The 19,185-nt window shown below is 61.5% G+C and carries 14 protein-coding genes and 1 tRNA gene; 8 read left to right on the top strand and 7 right to left on the bottom strand.

The window, feature by feature from the left end:
- Window positions 1–379: 379 nt before the first annotated feature.
- The 4 genes from NPX02_RS06070 to NPX02_RS06055 all read left to right on the top strand — a co-directional run bounded on the left by NPX02_RS06070 (window position 380) and on the right by NPX02_RS06055 (window position 4,725).
- The gene (locus tag NPX02_RS06070) at window positions 380–1,921 is read left to right on the top strand and encodes an alpha-isopropylmalate synthase regulatory domain-containing protein (RefSeq protein ID WP_260292552.1); all 1,542 of its coding nucleotides are present in this window, start codon (window positions 380–382) and stop codon (window positions 1,919–1,921) included.
- A 111-nt stretch (window positions 1,922–2,032) separates the two neighbouring features.
- Entirely contained in the window at window positions 2,033–3,088 is a 1,056-nt protein-coding gene (locus tag NPX02_RS06065; protein ID WP_260292551.1) for a methyltransferase domain-containing protein, read from the top strand.
- 186 nt (window positions 3,089–3,274) lie between these two features.
- Complete coding sequence (locus NPX02_RS06060) at window positions 3,275–3,745, top strand: hypothetical protein (protein WP_260292550.1); 471 nt, start codon at window positions 3,275–3,277, stop codon at window positions 3,743–3,745.
- Between the two features lie 119 nt (window positions 3,746–3,864).
- Window positions 3,865–4,725, top strand: coding sequence for an HDOD domain-containing protein (locus NPX02_RS06055; RefSeq protein ID WP_260292549.1), 861 nt, complete (start codon window positions 3,865–3,867; stop codon window positions 4,723–4,725).
- A gap of 298 nt (window positions 4,726–5,023) precedes the next feature.
- Here the strand turns inward: NPX02_RS06055 and NPX02_RS06050 are convergent.
- Both NPX02_RS06050 and NPX02_RS06045 read right to left on the bottom strand, forming a co-directional pair.
- Window positions 5,024–5,099 (bottom strand) — tRNA-Gly (locus tag NPX02_RS06050).
- Between the two features lie 242 nt (window positions 5,100–5,341).
- On the bottom strand, window positions 5,342–6,148 hold the full coding sequence (locus NPX02_RS06045; RefSeq protein WP_305792765.1) for a TSUP family transporter: 807 nt from the start codon (window positions 6,146–6,148) through the stop codon (window positions 5,342–5,344).
- 61 nt (window positions 6,149–6,209) lie between these two features.
- Here NPX02_RS06045 and NPX02_RS06040 point away from each other — a divergent pair, with 61 nt between their 5' ends.
- A complete protein-coding gene (locus tag NPX02_RS06040; protein ID WP_260292548.1) occupies window positions 6,210–6,692 on the top strand; it encodes an asparaginase domain-containing protein in 483 nt (160 codons plus the stop codon).
- A 283-nt stretch (window positions 6,693–6,975) separates the two neighbouring features.
- On the opposite strand, the gene NPX02_RS06035 is transcribed toward NPX02_RS06040, so the two are convergent.
- The 5 genes from NPX02_RS06035 to phaZ all read right to left on the bottom strand — a co-directional run bounded on the left by NPX02_RS06035 (window position 6,976) and on the right by phaZ (window position 15,653).
- Window positions 6,976–8,145: a carboxylate-amine ligase gene (locus NPX02_RS06035; protein ID WP_260292547.1), complete on the bottom strand. Its 1,170-nt coding sequence runs from the start codon at window positions 8,143–8,145 to the stop codon at window positions 6,976–6,978.
- Window positions 8,146–8,195: 50 nt separating this feature from the next.
- A complete protein-coding gene (locus NPX02_RS06030) occupies window positions 8,196–8,999 on the bottom strand; it encodes an N-formylglutamate amidohydrolase (RefSeq protein ID WP_260292546.1) in 804 nt (267 codons plus the stop codon).
- 318 nt (window positions 9,000–9,317) lie between these two features.
- A complete protein-coding gene (locus NPX02_RS06025; RefSeq protein WP_260292545.1) occupies window positions 9,318–10,367 on the bottom strand; it encodes a Glu/Leu/Phe/Val dehydrogenase dimerization domain-containing protein in 1,050 nt (349 codons plus the stop codon).
- Window positions 10,368–10,398: 31 nt separating this feature from the next.
- Complete coding sequence (locus tag NPX02_RS06020; protein ID WP_260292543.1) at window positions 10,399–13,851, bottom strand: indolepyruvate ferredoxin oxidoreductase family protein; 3,453 nt, start codon at window positions 13,849–13,851, stop codon at window positions 10,399–10,401.
- A gap of 641 nt (window positions 13,852–14,492) precedes the next feature.
- Window positions 14,493–15,653 (bottom strand): polyhydroxyalkanoate depolymerase, encoded by a 1,161-nt coding sequence (phaZ, locus tag NPX02_RS06015; protein WP_260292542.1) that lies wholly within the window; start codon window positions 15,651–15,653, stop codon window positions 14,493–14,495.
- A gap of 658 nt (window positions 15,654–16,311) precedes the next feature.
- Here phaZ and msrB point away from each other — a divergent pair.
- The 3 genes from msrB to NPX02_RS06000 all read left to right on the top strand — a co-directional run bounded on the left by msrB (window position 16,312) and on the right by NPX02_RS06000 (window position 19,097).
- Window positions 16,312–16,782 carry a peptide-methionine (R)-S-oxide reductase MsrB gene (msrB, locus tag NPX02_RS06010; protein ID WP_260292541.1) on the top strand — a complete coding sequence of 157 codons (471 nt, stop codon included), beginning with the start codon at window positions 16,312–16,314 and terminating at the stop codon, window positions 16,780–16,782.
- 547 nt (window positions 16,783–17,329) lie between these two features.
- Window positions 17,330–18,514, top strand: a complete 1,185-nt coding sequence (locus tag NPX02_RS06005; protein WP_260292540.1) for an O-succinylhomoserine sulfhydrylase — start codon at window positions 17,330–17,332, stop codon at window positions 18,512–18,514.
- Between the two features lie 4 nt (window positions 18,515–18,518).
- The gene (locus NPX02_RS06000) at window positions 18,519–19,097 is read left to right on the top strand and encodes a class I SAM-dependent methyltransferase (protein ID WP_260292539.1); all 579 of its coding nucleotides are present in this window, start codon (window positions 18,519–18,521) and stop codon (window positions 19,095–19,097) included.
- Window positions 19,098–19,185: the final 88 nt, after the last annotated feature.

The following is a 19,185-nucleotide window of genomic DNA, read 5'->3' as shown; positions in this document are numbered from 1 at the left end:
TTACGCGGCGCCCGGGTGTTGTTGCGGTCTTGAAGTGTGGTGCCTGTGCGCCGCTAACCCACCCTACGGGCTGGCCGTGTAGGCCGGGTTTTTACAGGCTTTATTTAGCCGCAAGGAGTGGTACAGGGATGTACCGTTTACGGACCTGAGGATGGAATAAACGCGAATACACGCGAATACTAATAGAGAAGCATCCGTGCATAATGCAACGGAGTATGCTGCATACTCCAGGCCTGCGGACGAAGTATTTGCCAATTGATAGGGCATGATTCGCGTTCATTTGCGTTTATTCGCAGCTAATATTTTTCCTGATTCCGCCGGAGTTATAGGGGTAGTCAGGCAACGCTCCAAAAATATAACAGACAGACAAACGAGAACCATGGCAACAGAGTCCAGACAGATCAAGATCGTCGATACCACCCTGCGCGACGGGGAGCAGACCCAGGGGGTCTCCTTCTCGCCCGAGGAGAAGCTGAACATCGCCAAGGCGCTGCTGGAACTGCTCAAGGTGGATCGCATCGAGGTGGCCTCGGCGCGCATCTCCGAAGGGGAGAAGGCGGCGGTGGCCGAGATCATTCGCTGGGCCGAAACCGCCGGCCTGGCCGACCGGGTCGAGGTGCTGGGTTTTGTCGACTACAAGCGTAGCGTGGACTGGATCCGCGACACCGGCGGGCGGGTGATCAACCTGCTGGCCAAGGGCAGCGAGAACCACTGCGTCAATCAGCTGAAGAAGAGCCTGACCCAGCACGTGGGGGATATCAAGAAGACCATCAACTACGCCCACAAGCAGGGGATGAAGGTCAATATCTATCTGGAGGACTGGTCCAACGGCTACCGCGACAACCCGGACTATGTGTATGAACTGATGAACCGGCTGCAGGGTCTGGGGATCGAGCACTTCATGCTGCCTGACACGCTGGGCGTACTGACGCCGGACGAGGTGTACAACGATCTGACCGACATGATCCGGCGCTTCCCGGAGTGCCAGTTCGATTTCCATCCCCACAACGACTATGGCCTGGGTACCGCCAACGCGGTAATGGCGGTCAAGGCGGGCGTCGCCTCTGTCCACTGTACCCTGAATTGCCTGGGTGAGCGGGCGGGCAACGCCTCGCTGGCGGAGGTGGCGGTCAACCTGAAAGACCAGATGGGCATGAAGCTGGGGATCAACGAGTCCCACCTGGTGCTGCTGAGCCAGATGGTGGAGAGCTTCTCCGGCAAGCGGGTGGCGGACAATGCGCCGATCATCGGCGCCGATGTGTTCACCCAGACCAGCGGTATCCATGCCGACGGCGACAAGAAGGGCGGGCTGTACCAGACCCGGCTGACGCCGGAACGTTTTTCCCGCCGCCGCAGCTACGCCCTGGGCAAGATGAGCGGCAAGGCGTCGCTGCAGAAAAACCTGGAGAAGATGGACATCTCCCTCTCCGCGGAAAACCTGGAGAAGGTGCTGAAGCGGGTGGTGGAGCTGGGCGACGAGAAGAAGTCCATCACCTCGGATGATCTCCCCTTCATCATTGCCGAAGTGCTGGAGAGCAAGGACTACCACCACATCGAACTGGTCAACTGCTCCATAACCTCGGGACTCGACCTGGAATCGACCGCCAGTATCCGGCTGCTGATCCAGGGTGAGGAGATCCGTACCTCCGGTATCGGCAATGGCGGCTTCGACGCCTTCATGAACGCCATCGCCAAGGTACTGAAGAAATATGATGTCTCCCTGCCCAAGCTGGTGGATTTCGAGGTGCGCATTCCACGCGGCGGCCGCACCAATGCGCTGACCGAGGCGACCATCGCCTGGGAAATGGCGGGCAGAATCTATACCACCCGGGGTATCCATTTCAATCAGGTGTTCGCCGCCATCAACGCCACTATGCGCATGCTCAATATCCTGCTGCATCGGCTGGAGAAGATGAAGTAGTTAGAGATCAATGTCGAAGGGGTCGGAGTCAGGCCAGATAGCATCCGATGGTCGAATCGGATGGAGTGGATGGCCTGACTCCGACCCCTTGCGAATAGTAAAGAGGAAACCATGAAAGAATCGGTTCAAGAGTATTACGGCAAGATCCTGCAGCACAGCAACGACCTGCAGACCAACGCCTGCTGCACCAGCGGACCGGCCACCCCGGATTTTATGAAAACCGCCATGGCCAATATCCATGACGAAGTGGCATCGCGCTATTACGGCTGCGGCCTGGTGCGCCCGGAATTGCTGGAAGGAACACGCATTCTCGACCTCGGCAGTGGCTCGGGCCGCGACTGCTACCTGCTGGCGCAGCTGGTGGGCAAGCAGGGCTATGTGCTCGGGGTGGACATGACCGATGAGCAGTTGGCGGTGGCCAACCGGCATATCGAGTGGCACCGCCAGCGCTTCGGTTACGCCAGCTCGAACGTGGAGTTCCGCAAGGGCTATATCGAACAGCTGGATGCGCTGGGGCTGGAGGATGAGAGTTTCGATATCATCGTCTCCAACTGCGTGATCAACCTCTCCCCCGACAAGGAAGCGGTGTTGCGGGAGGCTTGGCGGCTGCTCAAACCGGGTGGCGAGCTCTACTTCTCCGACGTCTACGCGGATCGCCGGGTACCGGCGGCACTGCTGCAGGATCCGGTGTTGTACGGCGAGTGCCTCAGCGGCGCGCTCTACTGGAACGATTTCCTGAACCTGGCGAAAAAGGCGGGCTTCCTCGATCCGCGCCTGGTGGAGGACCACCCCATCGCCATCGGCAATGACGAGATCCACCGCAAGATCGGCCATATCCGCTTCTTCTCCGCTACCTACCGGCTGTTCAAGCTGGCGGGACTGGAGAGTCATTGCGAGGATTATGGTCAGGCGGTGATCTATAAGGGCGGTATCGCCAACCATGAAAACCGCTTCGAGCTGGACAAGCATCACCTGATGGAGAAAGGGAAGATGTTTCCGGTCTGTGGCAACACCTACCGCATGCTGCGGGAGAGCCGCTTCGCGGACCACTTCGAATTTTTCGGCAACCGGGATACCCACTACGGGATTTTCGAGGGTTGCGGCGCCAGCCTGCCGTTTGCCACCGGGACAAACCCGGAGCCGGGGCAGGGCACCGGATGCTGCTGACGGGAACGGACGGACTGAGCCCCGGTGTTGGGTATCCGCACGGATTTTCTCCTGTCCGTCGCCCGGCGGTAGGTTTTCCTGACGGCAGGGCACGAGAATCAAAGGGGGGGTGGTTGGCTGACTTAAAGATTTCGGTTTTGGGGCCGCTACCCCAGGATAGACCCGGGAACCATGGGGAGATTGCTTGTGGAAAAACTCCGTAAACTGCTTGAATCCGTTGACGCCTGCGCCGAAAGACTGGAACAACTGAACACTCGATTCGCCCATCTGGCGACCGAATCGACCCATGAAAGCGTCGAGACCTGGAAGAAGGTCAAGGATCGCATCGAGTTTGATTATGGCGATGAGAAGAAGGTGTACGACAGTGGACCGGATGTCCAGGCGATTGCGATCGAGCTTCTGGAACAACAGGGTCACAGCCTGGAAGACGTGATCGATATTCTGGTGACCGAACACGATATCGAGATCAACATCGAAGGTCTGGCCCAGACCATCGGCCGAACCGCCTATATTGCCGCCTTGCGAAAGGATGCCGCTGAATTGCTGAAGAACGCAATCTCGTTTTCCCAGATCGCCAGCCTATGGAACGATCTTGACCGCCCCGCCTTCGGCGGCGAAAACTGGACCGCGCGCAGTGTCGCCATCCTGGTCGAGTAACTAAATACGCGGCACCCTTATTCGGGGCACTTTCCCGAAAGCGGAACCGTGTCATCGATCTGGCCGCGATCTACCGTTATAATCCACCGGTTGCAATTTCCACTCATTCTGGTTGCCGCATGAGTTCCAGTGACAGTCCCAAGTTCGATATGAAGGCCTTCGCCAATACCCTGGTGGGGGATATCGAAAGCAACCGCATCCGCCTCCCGACCCTGCCGGCGATCTCGCTGGAAGCCCTGCTGGTGGTGAACGACGCCTGCAGTTCCATGGCCGACGTGGCCCGGATCATCGGCAAGGACACCTCGATGGCGGCGCGCCTGGTCCGCTATGCCAACAGTCCCCTCTACCGGGGCGTAAACAGTGTCAGCTCCGTCAAGGCCGCCATCACCCGGATCGGTTTCGATGCGGTCAAAAACGCTATTCTCAGTCTGGCCATGCGGGATGTCTTCTCCACCGCCTTCAAACCGATCCAGTCGCGTATGGAACAGCTCTGGAAACACAGCGTGGATGTGGCTGCCAAGGCGACCCTGCTGGCGGCCCATTTTCCGCACCTGAACCGGGATGAGGCGATGCTGGCGGGTCTGATCCACGATGTCGGGGCGATCCCGGTGCTGATCAAGGCGGCCGAGTATCCGGTGTTGCTGGAGAAGGAGGAGAATCTCGACAAGGTGATCGACAAGCTGCACATGCCGGTAGGGAAATTCATGCTCTCCAAGTGGAACTTCGATCCCAGCCTGGTGGATGTCGCCGCCAGTCACGACAAGCTGGACCGAGTGCCGAAGGGTGACAAGGTTGACTATGTCGATATCACCCAGGTGGCCAATATCCTCAGCCACAGGGCAAATCGGAGTCGCTGGATGGATATGGACCTTAGCGAAAATCTGATCTGCAAACGGGTGGGGCTGGAGCTGATCGCGCGCCTGGAGAACCGTACCGAAGAAGATGATTCAGAGTCCGAACTGAGCAGCATGCTGAACTGAGCCGTTCCCCCCGATGCGAATCGCCTATCGTCGCAGGAGCGGCGCCTCGCCGCGATAATCAACCCAACGCGGGTGCCCCGGCCAATCGGCCCGGGGGCGGGCTTCCTACAGGTCGGGTGGGTGGCTCCCCGGCAGGAGGTGTTTTAGGAGTTGAAAAAGGTCGGAGTCAAGCCGCGGATTTTTACCGGTTGTCCCCGGAGACATGGACGGCCCGACTCCGACCCCGACCCCTCTTCCCACCTTTCGGCGATAACGCAAAAAAAGCCCGAAGCTTAACAGCTTCGGGCCTTTTCGTGTTTGGAGCGGGAAACGAGATTCGAACTCGCGACCCCAACCTTGGCAAGGTTGTGCTCTACCAGCTGAGCTATTCCCGCATCGATCGAAGGCCGGTATTCTATTGATTGTGGCTGTTATGTCAAGTGTTTCCTCCCGATTGGATCAAACCCCGAAAACTGCACCAGGGTCGGTTGTGCCGAACCGCCTCCCGGATTCCGCCGCCGTGGACGCACGTGGTTTATCCTGTTGGCACTGATCCGTAGGTTGGGGTGAGGAACGAACCCCAACATCATCGCGTACACCCAGGAAACCCCGTTGGGGTTCGCAGGATCACCCCAACCTACGGGCTATTGCTAAATGGTTTCAGCCAGTCAAGCAGTGCGGGATGGCTCTCCACTAGCAGCTTGAGGCTGATCAGCACGCAGATCAGCACGATCATGGGGCGGATCAGCCGCACTCCGCGCCGATGCACCAGGTGGGCGCCTGCGCGGCCACCGAGCAGCTGCCCCACGCCCATGATCAGGCCGATGGTCCAGACCACCTGGCCGCTGATAGCGAAAAAACAGAGCGAGGCGATATTGCTGGTCAGATTCAGCACCTTGGTGTGCGCCGTGGCCTTGGTCAGGCCGAAACCGAGCAGCCAGACAAAACCGATGGCGAAGAACGAGCCGGTCCCCGGCCCGAAGAAACCGTCATAAAAGCCGATGCCGAAACCGATGCTCAGGGAGAACAGCGGGGCGGAGATCCGGGGGCGGCGGTGGTCGTCGCTGATGGTGGGCGAGAGCAGGAAATAGAGTGCGATGCCGATCATTAGCAATGGAATGATACCGGCCAGCAACTGGGTGTCCACACCCTGTACGATCAGGGTGCCCGCGGCCGCTCCGACGAAGGTGCAGCCGATCATGAACTTGAGTTCACCGAGCCGGATCAGGTCGTTATGGATGAAATAGAGGCTCGAAGAGAAGGTGCCGAAGGTGCCCTGCAGTTTGTTGGTGGCCAGCGCCTGGGTGGGCGGTAGCCCGATCGACAGCAGTACCGGCAGGGCGATCAGTCCACCACCACCGGCCATCGCGTCCACCATACCGGCCAGCAGCCCGGTAAAAAACAGGAGTGCTAGAATATCCGGTGACAGCTCAATACCGGGCATGGTTGGCCACAGGTAACGATTCTTCGCTCATTTTTATCTCCCATAAAGGATGTACTTGTTTATGAAACTCAAGATTTATACCACCGGCGGCACCATCGACAAGATCTATTTCGATCAGAAGAGCGAGTTTCAAGTGGGGGAGCCACAGATTTCGGAGCTGCTGCGCGAGGCCAATATCACCTTCGAGTTCGAGGTCGAGTCGCTGATGCGCAAGGACAGCCTGGATATGGGGGATGCGGACCGGGCGTTGATCGCCGAACGTATCCGCAACGACCTCAACGAGCGCATCCTGTTGACCCACGGCACCGACACCATGGTGGAGACGGCACGGGCGCTGGTGGGTATCAAGGACAAGACCATCGTCCTGGTCGGCTCCATGCAGCCGGCGCGGCTGCGCTACAGCGATGCCGTGTTCAACATCGGCTACGCCGTCGCCACGGCGCAGATGATGCCGCCCGGCATCTATGTGGCGATGAACGGCCAGGTGTTCGACCCGCTACATGCGCGCAAGAATGTGGCCTGTCACCGGTTTGAGGTGGCTTGAATCCGAAACCTGGCGGTTTAAGATGGGCTACCTGTAGGATGGGTGGAGGCGCATAACTTCCGTTGTTGGAGATGCTCCGCAACCTGGGCGCGCCGTAACCCATATTCGGATAAGTGCGGGCGATGGCTGACATGCCGGAGGGTGCCGCTGGACCAATTGATGGGTTACGTCGTTCCTCCTCCACCCATCCTACAGGAGCGGTTTTTATAGCTCCGTAGCTCCGTAGGGTGGGCACGCTGTTTGTGCCCACGCGGATACACGGGGAGTTATTTTTGCGCGAGCCCTAAGCCTTGCGGCGGCGGCCGGTCGGCACCTTGCGCGGCTCGGTGCCGATCAGCGTCTCCTCGATCAGCAGATCCACCACGGCACGCAGCGCCTCCTCGTGGGCCATGCCCTCGGCCAGGGCCTGTTCATAGACCCTGACCTGGCGGTGCGCGCTGGTGCCTTCCCGGATAATGGTGCGCATGTGCCCCAGCTCCTGTTCACAGCCGAAGAATTCGGCGTCCTCCCGAAGCAGTTCCAGGATCTCTTCGACCAGCTCCTCAAAGCGGGTGATCTCCCCCAGGCCGAAATCCAGTAGTCCCTCGTCAATGCCGTAACGGTGGGCGCGCCAGCGGTTTTCGTTGATCAGGAACAGCGTGTAGCGGCGCCAGCGCTGGTTGGTGCGGCGCAAGCGGTAGAGCATGCGCAGCCAGCAGCGGTAGAAGGCGGCTACGCAGAGGGCATCGTCCAGCCGGGTACAGACATCGGAGATACGCATCTCCAGGGTCGGGTAGCGGGTGCTGGGGCGTATGTCCCACCAGATCTTGGTGGCGTCCTCGATCACGCCCGCCTTGACCAGTACGTCGATATGGCGCTGATACTCCCCGTAGCTGTCGAAGTACTCCGGCAGGCCGGTACGCGGCATGCCGTCCCACAGGGAGATGCGGTAGGACTTGAGCCCGGTATTGCGGCCGCGCCAGAACGGGGAAGAGGTGGTGAGCGCCAGGATATGCGGCAGGATGTAGGTGGTCTGGGCCATCAGGTCGGTGCGCAGGTCGTCATCCTCGATGCCGACATGGATGTGCATGCCGCTGATCACCAGCTGCCGCACCACCTCCTGCAGATCGTCGGCCAACTGGTCATAGCGCGCCTTGTGGGTGTGCTCCAGCTGGCTCGGCTTGCCGAACGGGTGGGTGGAGACCGCCACCACCGCCAGGTTGTGCCGCGCGGCTACGCTGGCCACAGTGCGGCGCAGGTAGGCGAGATCGTCCCGCGCCTCGCCCAGGGTGTCGCAGATCCGCGTACCGACCTCGATCTGGCACTGCAGGAATTCCGGTGACACCTGCCCCTGGAGCAGGGCCTCGCACTCTGCCAGCATGGTTTCGGGGGCATGGCTGATCAGATTCCGCGAATCCTTGTCGACCAGCATGTACTCCTCTTCGATACCGATGGTAAATGTCGGTTCCTTCATCATCGTTTCGGGTCACCCGTCTGTGGTTATCCTGTTCAGGCCTATTCTGTTCAGGGAAGCGTCACCCGGGCCAGTACCTGCCGCAGGTGGGTATGAATAATCCCGGCCCACTCGGCCACGCCGTCGTCGTGGCCGATCAGATCCTGGCGGATCTCCAGCAGCAGGTGGGGATAGCCGTTTTTCTCACCATGCACATCCATGGTGTAGCCGACCGGATTGCGCGCGTGGTACGGCTCGTTGTCGCCGACGCAATATTGCCGGGTGGTATTCAGGCTCTCCAGTAGCGGGGTGGAGAGCCGATGATCCCGGTCCCACAGTACGCCAATATGCCAGGGGCGCTGAAAGCCCCTGAATACCGGGGTGAAACTGTGAATGGAGCAGAGTATCGGGGTCTGACCGCGGCTGCAGATTCTGCCCAGGATCTGCTCGATCCGGTTATGGTAGGGCCAGAACAGGGCCGCTTCACGCTGTCGGATCTGTTCGGGCGTCAGGGCGTGGTTTCCCGGAATCTCGATGGAGTCGCTCACCTCCGGGATCGATGAGCCGTCGCCCGGATGGCGGTTGAGATCGATCACCAGGCGGGAATAGTGGGCCAGCAGCGCCGTGGCGTTGAACTGCTGGGAGAGCAGGCGGGTCAGTTTTTCACAGCCGATGTCATAGGCCACATGCAAGCCGAACACATTCAGGTCGAGACCGAGATGGCCCAGCTTGAGCGGCACCCGGTTGCTGGCATGGTCACACACCAGCAGCAGGGGCGAGGGGCTGTCGCTGTTCAGCTCCTCCCAGGCCGGCGGCTCTCCGGGTGAAAAGAGGCTCCGGGCGATCGAGTCGGGTGCTGTGTACGGTCGATCCAAGAGGGTTGTCCCAAGGCGATGGCGATTAACCGGAGTATATCCGATGGTGGATACCCGGGCCATCGGGCCCGCCCGAATTCAGGACTCGTAGACAGGTGCTTCGCCCCCGCTTATGACTGGTGCGGTTCGCAAGCTCACCGGCACCCTACGTCCGAGGAAATCATGATACGCGGAGTCAGATCCCGGGCCGGAACGCGTAGGATGCGGTGAGTGGAACGAACCGCATCAAGGCGGCGCACGGCGCTTCCTGCGGGGGCGGGTTCGGAACGGTCCGCGTATGCCAACTTGGAGTCAGATGGCGTCGTCTGTCACACCGACTCAGGCAAAGCGCTCCTCGGCCAGTCGGTCCGCCACCGCATCGGTGGGTTGGCGCTGGCGCTCGGCACGGTCGAAGATCTCCTCCAGGGTGTCGCCGATCGCATCCACTTTCTGCACGATCAGTTCCTGATCCCCGGCGCTGCGCTCGTAACAGACATCGATCACACCGCCGGCGTTGATCACATAGTCAGGGGCGTAGAGGATGCCCCGTTTCATCAACGCCAGGCCGTGCTGTTTTTCCGCCAGTTGGTTGTTGGCGGAACCGGCCACGATGCACGCCCGCAGGCGCGGAATGGTCTGGTCATTGAGAATGGCACCCAGGGCGCAGGGCGCGAACACATCCACCTCCTGATCGTAGATCGCCTCGTTGGCCACGGCGCTGGCCCCCAACTCGTCGACCAGGCGTTGCACCGCCGCGCGGTTGATGTCGCAGACCCAGAGCCGGGCGCCGGCGTCGTGCAGTTGTTGGGCCAGGTGGTGCCCCACATTGCCCACGCCCTGGATGGCCACCCGCACGCCCTCCAGGCCCTCCCGGCCCAGGCGGTGACGCACCGCCGCGCGAATCCCGACGAAGGTGCCGCGCGCGGTCATCGGGGAGGGGTCGCCGCTGCGCGGGTTGCCCTCGGCATCGAATTTTTCCGCGATACCCGAGACGTGCGGGGTGACCTCGCCGATCAGCTGCATGTTGGCGACGCCGGTGCCGGAATCCTCTGCCACGATATAGCGCCCGCCGAGGCGCTCCACCGCCTGGCCCATGGCGCGGATCAGGGCCGGGGTCTTGTCATGGCGCGGGTCGCCGATGATCACCGACTTGCCGCCGCCCAGGGGCAGGTTGGCGATGGCGGATTTGTAGGTCATGCCCCGGGAGAGCCGCAGCACATCGGTCAGTGCCTCCGCGTCACTGGCATAGGGATACATGCGGCAGCCGCCCAGGGCCGGTCCGCGGTGGGTGTTGTGAATGGCGATGATGGCCTTCAGCCCGGACGCCTTGTCATGGCAGAAGACCACCTGTTCGTGATGGTCGAATTCATGATGGGTAAACAGTTTCATGGTTTTTATCCTGCTTTGGTCACGGTTGAAGTCATGCCGCGCGGGTCTCGTCGACCGACGGTTGCAGGAGCTGCGCCAGCAGTTCCCGTTGTCTGGGGGCCGCCTGTTCGGCCGCCGCCTGCTTGATCTGGCCGAAGCCGCGGATCTCGCCGGGCAGCCGCGCCAGGGCGATGGCGGTCTCGATGTTGTCGCTGTTCAGGTGGGCCAGGATGGTCTCCAGGGTCGTTTCGTAATCGCTGATCAGGGTCCGTTCCAGGCGACGGTCGGGGTTGTTTCTGAACGGGTCCAGGCGGCTGCCGCGCAGCCCCTTGCAGCGGCTGAGCAGCCCCAGCATGCGCAGCATCCAGGGGCCGAAGCGACGCTTGCGGCGACGGCCGGTTTCGGCATCGGCCTTGGACAGGAACGGCGGATCGAAGTGGAACTCCAGGTGGAAGTCGCCCTCGAACTGGCTGGCGATCTGCTCGCGGAAGGCCGGGTCGCTGTAGAGCCGGGCCACCTCGTACTCATCCTTGTAGGCCAGCAGGCGTGCATAGTGGTCCGCCACCGCTTCGCCCAGTCCCCGCAGACCCAGGGCCTGCTCGCGCTCCCGGGTGAGCGTCACCAGCCGCAGATAGCGCGAGGCGTAGGCGTCATCCTGATAGGCACGCAGGTGAGCGCTACGATGGGCGATCAGCTGGTCCAGTGTCTTGGGTGTCGCCTCCGGGGTCCGGTCGGGCGCGGCCAGTCGCTGGACTGCCGCCAGATCCACGGCGGCACGGCGTCCCCAGAGCAGGGCGCGCAGGTTGTTCTCGATGGAGACATCGTTCAGTTCGATCGCCTTCTGCAGCGCCTCCAGAGAGAGCGGCAGATAGCCTTTCTGCCAGGCAAAGCCCACCATGAACAGGTTGGCGCCGATGGCGTCCCCCAGCAGGGATTCCGCCAGCCGGCTGGCGTCGAGGAACTGTGCCGTGCGAGTGGTGTTCCGCAGTTGCGACTCCAGGGCCTGGGCCGGGAAGGTGAGATCCTTTTGCTTGATGAAGCCCGAGGTCATGCTCTGGTGGCTGTTGACCACCGCGTCGGTGCGTTCCGGGTTCAGCTTGGCCAGCGCCTCGAAACCGGTGGCCACCGCCAGGTCACAGGCCAGCAGGGTGTCGGCCTGACCGGCGGCGATGCGCATGGCGTGGATATCCTCCGGTTGCCGGGCGATACGGATGTGACTGACCACCGCGCCGTACTTCTGTGCCAGGCCGGTCATGTCCAGCACGGTCACGCCGCGGCCGTCGATATGCGCCGCCATGCCCAGCAGCGCGCCGATGGTCACCACGCCGGTGCCGCCGATACCGGTCAGCAGGATGTTGCGAGGGTGTTCCAGCGCGGGCAGCACGGGCAGGGGCAGCTCCGGCCACTCCAGTCCATCCGGACGGCTGGCGGCGCGCTTCAGACGGCCGCCGTGCACGGTGACGAAGCTGGGGCAGTAGCCCTCCACGCAGCGCATGTCCTTGTTGCAGGCGGACTGGTCGATGGCCCGTTTGCGGCCGAACGGGGTCTCCACCGGGATTATCGAGAGACAGTTGAACTGGGTGCTGCAGTCGCCGCAGTTTTCGCACACCGCACGGTTGATGAAAGGCCGTACCTTGGGATCCTCCATCAGGCCGCGCTTGCGCCGGCGCCGTTTCTCGGCAGCGCAGGTCTGCTCGTAGATCAGCACCGACGTCCCCGGGGCCTCGCGCAACTCGCGCTGCACCCGGTCCAGGTCGTCCCGGTGGTCGAAGCTGGTGTGTGGGGCGAATTCGGCGCGGTCCTGGAACTTGTTCGGGTCGTCGCTCACCAGGGCGATGCGTTTGACCCCCTCGGCCGCCAGCTGTTCGCTCAGCTGCTGCACGCTGAAGGGCCCGTCCACCGGCTGGCCGCCGGTCATGGCCACGGCGTCGTTGTAGAGGATCTTGTAGGTGATGTTGACCCCGGCGGCCAAGGCGGCGCGGATCGCCAGTACACCGGAGTGGAAGTAGGTCCCTTCACCCAGGTTGGCGAAGATGTGCGGGGTCTCGGTAAAGGGGGCCTGGCCGATCCAGGGGACCCCTTCGCCGCCCATCTGGGTGAAGGTGTCGGTGCCGCGATCCATCCAGGTGGCCATGTAGTGACAGCCGATGCCGCCGGTGGCGCGACTCCCTTCGGGCAGCCGGGTGGAGCTGTTGTGGGGACAGCCGGAACAGAAGTGGGGCACCCGCTCCAGGGTCACCCGGGGCAGCGCCAGCGCGGTCTCCTTCTGCTGCAGGAAGCGCAGCCGTTTCTCGATCACTTCGCTCTGGTGGAAGCGCTCGATGCGCGCGGCGATGACCCGGGCGATGCGTGCCGGGGTCAGTTCGCCCGCCGAGGGCAGCAGCCACTGGTTGGCCTCGTCGAACTTGCCCAGCACCCGGGGGCGCACCGCCTCCTTCCAGTTGTAAAGCTGCTCCTTGAGCTGGTTCTCGATCAGGCCGCGCTTCTCTTCCACCACCAGGATCTCGTCCAGCCCCTCGGCAAACTGGCGCACCCCCTCGCGTTCCAGGGGCCAGCTCATGCCGATCTTGTAGAGGCGGATACCGATGCGCGAGGCCATCTCGCGGCTGATGCCGAGATCCTCCAGCGCCTGCATCACGTCCAGGTAGGATTTACCGGTGGTGGCGATGCCCAGGCGCGGTTGCGGAGTGTCGATGACGACGCGGTTCAGCTGGTTGACCCGGGCGAAGGCGAGGGCGGCGTAGAGCCGATGGTGGTGCTGCAGCGCCTCCTGGTCCAGCGGCCGGTGGGGCCAGCGGATGTTGAGTCCTCCCTCCGGCAGCACATAGTCATCCGGGATGGTGATGCGTACCCGCTCAGGGTCGATCGACACCGAGGCGGAGGTGTCGACGGTCTCGGCGATGGTCTTGAGCGCCACCCAGCAGCCGGAGTAGCGCGACAGTGCCCAGCCGATCTGCCCGTAGTCGAGGATCTCCTGCACCCCGGCCGGATTGAGCACCGGGATCATGGCGTCCATGAAGGCGTACTCGGTCTGGTGCGGCAGGGTGGAGGATTTGCTGTTGTGATCGTCGCCGGCGATCACCAGCACACCGCCGTGGGGCGAGGTACCGGCGGCGTTGGCGTGCTTGAACACATCACCCGATCGGTCAATCCCCGGCCCCTTGCCGTACCACAGGCTGAACACCCCGTCATAGCGGGCACCCTGGAACAGGTTGACCTGCTGGGTGCCCCATACGGCGGTGGCGGCCAGGTCTTCATTGAGTCCCGGCTGAAAGGTGATGCGGTGCCGCTCCAGGTGCTTTTTTGCCTTCCAGAGCTCTTTGTCGAGACCGCCCAGCGGGGATCCGCGATAGCCTGAAACGAAGCCGGCGGTATGCAGACCTGCCAACTGGTCGCGCTGCTGCTGCAGCATCGGCAGGCGGGTCAGCGCCTGCACGCCGGTAAGATAGACGCGACCGGCGTCTAGGGTGTACTTGTCATCGAGCTTGATATCAGCCAGCACCATGTGAGGATCTCCCAGGGCCTGATTCGGGCCCATGGCCCGGAATAGAGTCAGTCGCCGGCGCGCTGCCAATGCAACGGGCCAACCGCTGCGGAGCAGTCCGCGCGACGCGTGAAATCGGTCAGTGTTTGGCGGCTAGCTGATGGGCGCCGATCGGCCAAGGGCCTGCGCGGATTCGGGAGTGGTATGGCGGTACGCGGGCGGATTGCTCCACCGGGAGATTGAATAGTTCATTTTCCTTTCCTCCAATGCGGGGTCGCCGCATCTGGTTGGTGCCTGAACCCTCGGTTCAGGCTGATCGAAAACCCTTTTGGGGCCTCAAAATCAACGTTTTCCTGGTACTTTTCAGCATCTTTGTGAGACGCGTTGGGCGCAGACGATAGGATAACTCAGTAATTTCGTCAAGTTTGTTTGTGCCTGGCCCGGATTTGTTCACCATTGCTATCCATTATAGGCCATGGGGAATGGATTTCGGTGCAGGTTGCAGGCCAGGGATGGGCGTAGGGGCAACCCCCCGCGGTTGCCCTTCGCACGCGGGGGTCGGAGTCAAATCGAACCCCTGAGCCAAGTTTAACCATCCGGTGTCGAATCGATTTGACTCCGACCCCTCGGGATCCTACACGATGCGGTTCGCAAGCAGAATCCTAACGGTTGCTTGCCTGGTTCATGAAGGCGCGGATACGCGGGGCGATCTCCTCGCGGAAGCGGCGGCCGTTGAAGATGCCGTAATGGCCGACCTTGGTTTGGGTCAGGTGCTCGTGCAGCGGCGCCCCGGGACAGAGCTTGTGGGCGGCCCGGGTCTGGCCCTGGCCGGTGATGTCGTCCAGTTCCCCTTCAATGGTCATCAGGGCGGTGTCCGTGATCAGTTCCGGTTTCACCCGCCGGCCCTCGCACTCCAGGATCCCCTTGGGCAGGTGGTGCTCCAGGAAGACCTTCTGGATGGTCTCCAGGTAGAACGGGGCATCCAGGTCCATGACGGCGAGATACTCATCATAAAACGCCTCATGCTGGGCGGCGTTGTCACCGTCGCCCGAAACCAGGTGATCGAAGTACTCGTGGTGGGCGGAGACGTGGCGGTCGATATTCATGGCGAGAAAACCGGCCAGCTGCAGGAAACCGGGATAGACGTGTCTTCCCGCGCCCCGGCGGTTGAGCGGCACCCGATGGATGGTGTGGCGCTTGAACCAGGCGAGGTTGCGCTTCTCGGCGAAATCGTTGACCTCGGTGGGGGTGTGGCGGGTATCCACCGGACCGCCCATGAGGACCATGCTGCGTGGCACCGCTTCCCTGTCTTCCGACATCAGGGCGACCGCGGCTAGTGCCGGAACCGAGGGCTGGCAGACCGCCATCAGGTGCACATCGCCGTCGAAATAGCGAATGAACTCGCGCAGGTAATCGACATAGCTGTCGAGGGTGAAGCGGCCATCGGTGAGCGGCACACTGCCGGCATCATGCCAGTCGGTGATATAGACGTTGTGATCCCGGATGAACTCCCGCACCGTCCCCCGCAGCAGGGTGGCGAAATGTCCCGACATAGGCGCCACCATCAGCAGGTTGGGTTTTTTCGCGTCGGGGGTGCCGAAGCGCAGCAGGTCGCCGAACGGATTGCAGATCACCACGCTCTCTTCGATCTCAAGTTCGAAGGAGGGCCTGGAGTAGGGGCGGGTAGAGCGTTCCAGCAACCGGTTCGCGGCATGCCACTGCTTGAGCCAGGGGATGTCCTTGCTCAGGGAGGCGTTGAGGAAGGCGTAGAAATTGACCGAGCGGGCCCAGTAGGAGCCTATGGCATGGAGGTTGTAAAGCATAACGATAACTCGACTGATTAGATCAGATGTTCTGTACAGTAGCGTCATTAGTGCGGTGCAGCAACCGAAAATACACGCGTTGTGGCTTGAAAAATGCGTTAAAAATATGACGATTCAATGGTAACAAATGTAACCGATTGAATTGCCAATGGATGTGATGTCGGGTCTGGGTGGCAACCGTTGATCACATTTTTTCGATTTTGTCGGCGGAGGAGCCCGGTCGTCCGATGCTATTTCATTGTTTTATAAGTGGAAATAGGCGATTTTAACGCCTGGCTCCCGTTGCTGTGCACGGGAATTAACTTTGGAATCCCGGGTTTTTATCGGCCTGTTTTTAGGCTATAGATTTACCTGATTACCCATCTAGCCCATCCGTACCCTGGGCCGTGCTGTGGGCCGTACACTGGAAAAATATTAGCCGCGAGGAGTAGTGCAAGAGGAGTGGTACAGGGATGTACCGTTTACGGAGCCGAGGATGCAATGCACCGTTTACGGACCTAAGGATGGAATGAACGCAAATGAACGCGAATAAGCCCGATGCTCAGAATAGGATGCTGGTGAGGCACGAACCGAATCAAGCCTTGGGGCGAATGATGCGGTTCGCAAGCTCACCGGCATCCTACGGCGTCGGCAAGCACGGTAGCAACGGGAGAAGACCATGAGTAGTGATAATCCGTCCAAGAGCGTTGCGGACTTTCAGCGGCCCCCGGATGATGAACTGCGCCACAGACTGACCGAGCTGCAGTATCAGGTAACCCAGCAGGAGGGAACCGAACGGCCGTTCCAGAATGAGTTCTGGGATGAGAAGCGTGAGGGGCTGTATGTGGATGTGGTCAGCGGCGAGCCGCTGTTCTCTTCCCGGGACAAGTTTGATTCCGGCACCGGCTGGCCCAGCTTCAGCCGCCCGGTGGAGCAGGTGCATATTGTCGAACACAAGGATCGCAAGCTGTTCATGGAGCGCACCGAGGTGCGCAGCCGGGATGGTGATTCCCATCTCGGTCATCTGTTTGCCGATGGACCGGCACCTACCGGGCTGCGTTACTGTATCAACTCGGCCGCGCTGCGATTCATCCCGAAGGAGTCGCTGGAGGCTGAAGGCTACGGCGACTATCTCGCGCTGTTCGAGTGATCGGGGCCTGTGGCCTGATACCGCAAAATCAGTCATTGGGCGCCCCGTGGGCGGGCCCGCCCCGCCCTAGGGTTCTCGAACATTGCGGGCATGGGATGGCGGTGGGTCTACGGGTTATTAAATCGCAGTTATTATTTGCACAATTGCTGGTCCGGGTTCAGCAATTCTGAATATGGCCTTCAATAGCCGTTTAATTATCAGCGGTTTAGTTATCCCGGGCTGGTTAGTAAGGAACCACGGATGGACACAGATTCACACAGATAGGAGGTCAGAATTCTGAATCCGTGTTTATCTGTGTGCATCAGTGGTTCTCCAGGGTTCCGCCCAGCCAGTATGCACGGTGTCAATTAATTTGAGTCAATTCGTCCGCGTCACAATCGCTTGACAATACCACCGCTGCCGACCTAGTCTTAGCCGAAGCGCCGATTTATCTCAGATTGCGGGCGCTATAGAAATGCGGCTAAAGCGAGGAACACCTGCTTTGGCTGTGCGGCCAGGCGGGTTTTTTCATGCCCGTGGTTTTTTATACAGGTAAAGGTATTCAGCAATGACAGAAGCGTATGATGACTGGGGTCTGGCAACCCGGGCGATCAGGGCGGGCCACATCCGTACCGCGGAGGGGGAGCACTCGGAGCCGATATTCACCACCTCCAGTTTTGTCTTCAAGAGTGCCGCCGAGGCGGCCGCCCGCTTCAGTGGGGACGAACCGGGCAATATCTACTCCCGCTTCACCAATCCGACAGTGGCCTGTTTTGAGCAGCGGCTGGCGGCCTTGGAGGGGGGCGAGGCCTGTGTGGCCACCGCATCCGGTATGTCGGCCATTCTGGCCACCTGCATGGCGCTGTTGCAGGCGGGTGATCACATCGTCTCTTCGCGCAGTATCTTCGGCACCACCAATGTGCTGTTCAACAAGTTCCTGGCCAAGGTAGGCATTCAGACCAGTTTTGTGGCCCTGAGCGAGCTGGCTGCCTGGGAGGCGGCTATCCGCCCCGAGACCCGGATGCTCTATGTGGAGACCCCGTCCAATCCGCTGACCGAACTGGGCGACATCGCCGCCCTGGCCGATCTGGCCCACTCCCGGGGGCTGTTGCTGGTGGTGGACAACTGTTTCTGTACGCCGGCGCTGCAGTTGCCGCTGGCGCTGGGGGCGGACATCGTGATCCACTCCGCCACCAAGTACCTGGATGGGCAGGGGCGTTGTGTCGGCGGGGCGGTGGTCGGGGATGCGAAGTTGGTGGGCGAGGAGGTGTTCGGCTTTTTGCGCACCGCCGGGCCGACCATGAGCCCGTTCAACGCCTGGGTGTTTCTGAAGGGACTGGAGACCCTGCAGCTGCGAATGAAGGCCCATTCCGAGAATGCCCTGACCCTGGCGCGCTGGCTGGAAGATCAGCCGGGGGTGGCGCGGGTCCATTACCCCGGCCTGCAGAGCCATCCACAATATGCACTGGCGCAACGGCAGCAGAAGGCGGCGGGCGGCATCGTCTCCTTCGTGGTCAAGGGGGGGCGGGAGTCGGCCTGGCGGCTGATCGATGCCACGCGGATGCTCTCCATCACCGCCAACCTGGGCGACACCAAGAGCACCATCACCCATCCGGCCTCGACCACCCACGGCCGCCTGACCGACGAAGAGAAACAGCTCTCCGGTATCGAAGAGGGGCTGATCCGGGTTGCCGTCGGGCTGGAAGATATCGAGGATATCCAGGGCGATCTGGCGCGCGGACTGGCCGGGTGAACCGATGAAGGACAACGAACTGCTCGCCAAGTGGGATAGCCGGCACGCCGAGGCGGAGAGTCTCGGCCGGGTTGCCACGGTGCTGGAGCAGAACATTCATCTGGCCACCGCCGGGTGCCGGGCGCTGGATCTGGCTTGTGGGCGTGGGGCCAACGCCCTGTTCATGGCCACCAGCGGATTGGAAGTAACCGCCTGGGACCTGTCGCCGGTCGCCATTGGCCGGCTGGAGCGGGCGGCCGGGGAACAGGGGCTTGTAATCAACACCGCCGTGCGCGACGTGATTGCAATCCCGCCCGAGCCGCGAAGCTTTGACCTGATCCTGGTCAGTTTCTTTCTTGAGCGGTCACTGGCCCCGGTCATTGCCGCCGCACTAAGGCCGGGTGGGCTACTTTTCTACCAGACCTACAGCCGCGTGGCGGTCAGTGACGAGGGACCTTCATCGGAACAATTCCGGCTGGATGACAACGAACTGCTGACGCTGTTTCCCACCCTCAAGGTCCGGGTCTATCGGGAAGAGCGCCTGCTGGGCGATACCCGTCGCGGTTGGCGTAACATGGCCATGCTGGTGGCGCAGCGGGTCTGAATTGTCGTCCTGGGAGTGAACCACGGATGGACACGGATAAACACGGATTTCCGGTTAAGGACGCATCGCAACAGGCGGACTGTTGTAC

This window comes from Sedimenticola hydrogenitrophicus (assembly GCF_025175675.1).
Taxonomy (GTDB): Bacteria; Pseudomonadota; Gammaproteobacteria; order Chromatiales; family Chromatiaceae; genus Sedimenticola; species Sedimenticola hydrogenitrophicus.
The sequence above is the reverse complement of the archived record's forward strand: the minus strand, read 5'-3'. Positions and strand labels throughout refer to the sequence as shown.

Bases quoted from the DNA above. Each gene is read 5' to 3' on its own strand.
- NPX02_RS06070 (WP_260292552.1), top strand. From the start codon at position 380: ATGGCAACAGAGTCCAGACAGATCAAGATCGTCGATACCACCCTGCGC.
- msrB (WP_260292541.1), top strand. From the start codon at position 16,312: ATGAGTAGTGATAATCCGTCCAAGAGCGTTGCGGACTTTCAGCGGCCC.
- NPX02_RS06065 (WP_260292551.1), top strand. From the start codon at position 2,033: ATGAAAGAATCGGTTCAAGAGTATTACGGCAAGATCCTGCAGCACAGC.
- NPX02_RS06045 (WP_305792765.1), bottom strand. From the start codon at position 6,148: ATGCCCGGTATTGAGCTGTCACCGGATATTCTAGCACTCCTGTTTTTT.
- NPX02_RS06020 (WP_260292543.1), bottom strand. From the start codon at position 13,851: ATGGTGCTGGCTGATATCAAGCTCGATGACAAGTACACCCTAGACGCC.
- NPX02_RS06000 (WP_260292539.1), top strand. From the start codon at position 18,519: ATGAAGGACAACGAACTGCTCGCCAAGTGGGATAGCCGGCACGCCGAG.
- NPX02_RS06005 (WP_260292540.1), top strand. From the start codon at position 17,330: ATGACAGAAGCGTATGATGACTGGGGTCTGGCAACCCGGGCGATCAGG.
- NPX02_RS06035 (WP_260292547.1), bottom strand. From the start codon at position 8,145: ATGAAGGAACCGACATTTACCATCGGTATCGAAGAGGAGTACATGCTG.
- NPX02_RS06025 (WP_260292545.1), bottom strand. From the start codon at position 10,367: ATGAAACTGTTTACCCATCATGAATTCGACCATCACGAACAGGTGGTC.
- phaZ (WP_260292542.1), bottom strand. From the start codon at position 15,653: ATGCTTTACAACCTCCATGCCATAGGCTCCTACTGGGCCCGCTCGGTC.
- NPX02_RS06040 (WP_260292548.1), top strand. From the start codon at position 6,210: ATGAAACTCAAGATTTATACCACCGGCGGCACCATCGACAAGATCTAT.
- NPX02_RS06055 (WP_260292549.1), top strand. From the start codon at position 3,865: ATGAGTTCCAGTGACAGTCCCAAGTTCGATATGAAGGCCTTCGCCAAT.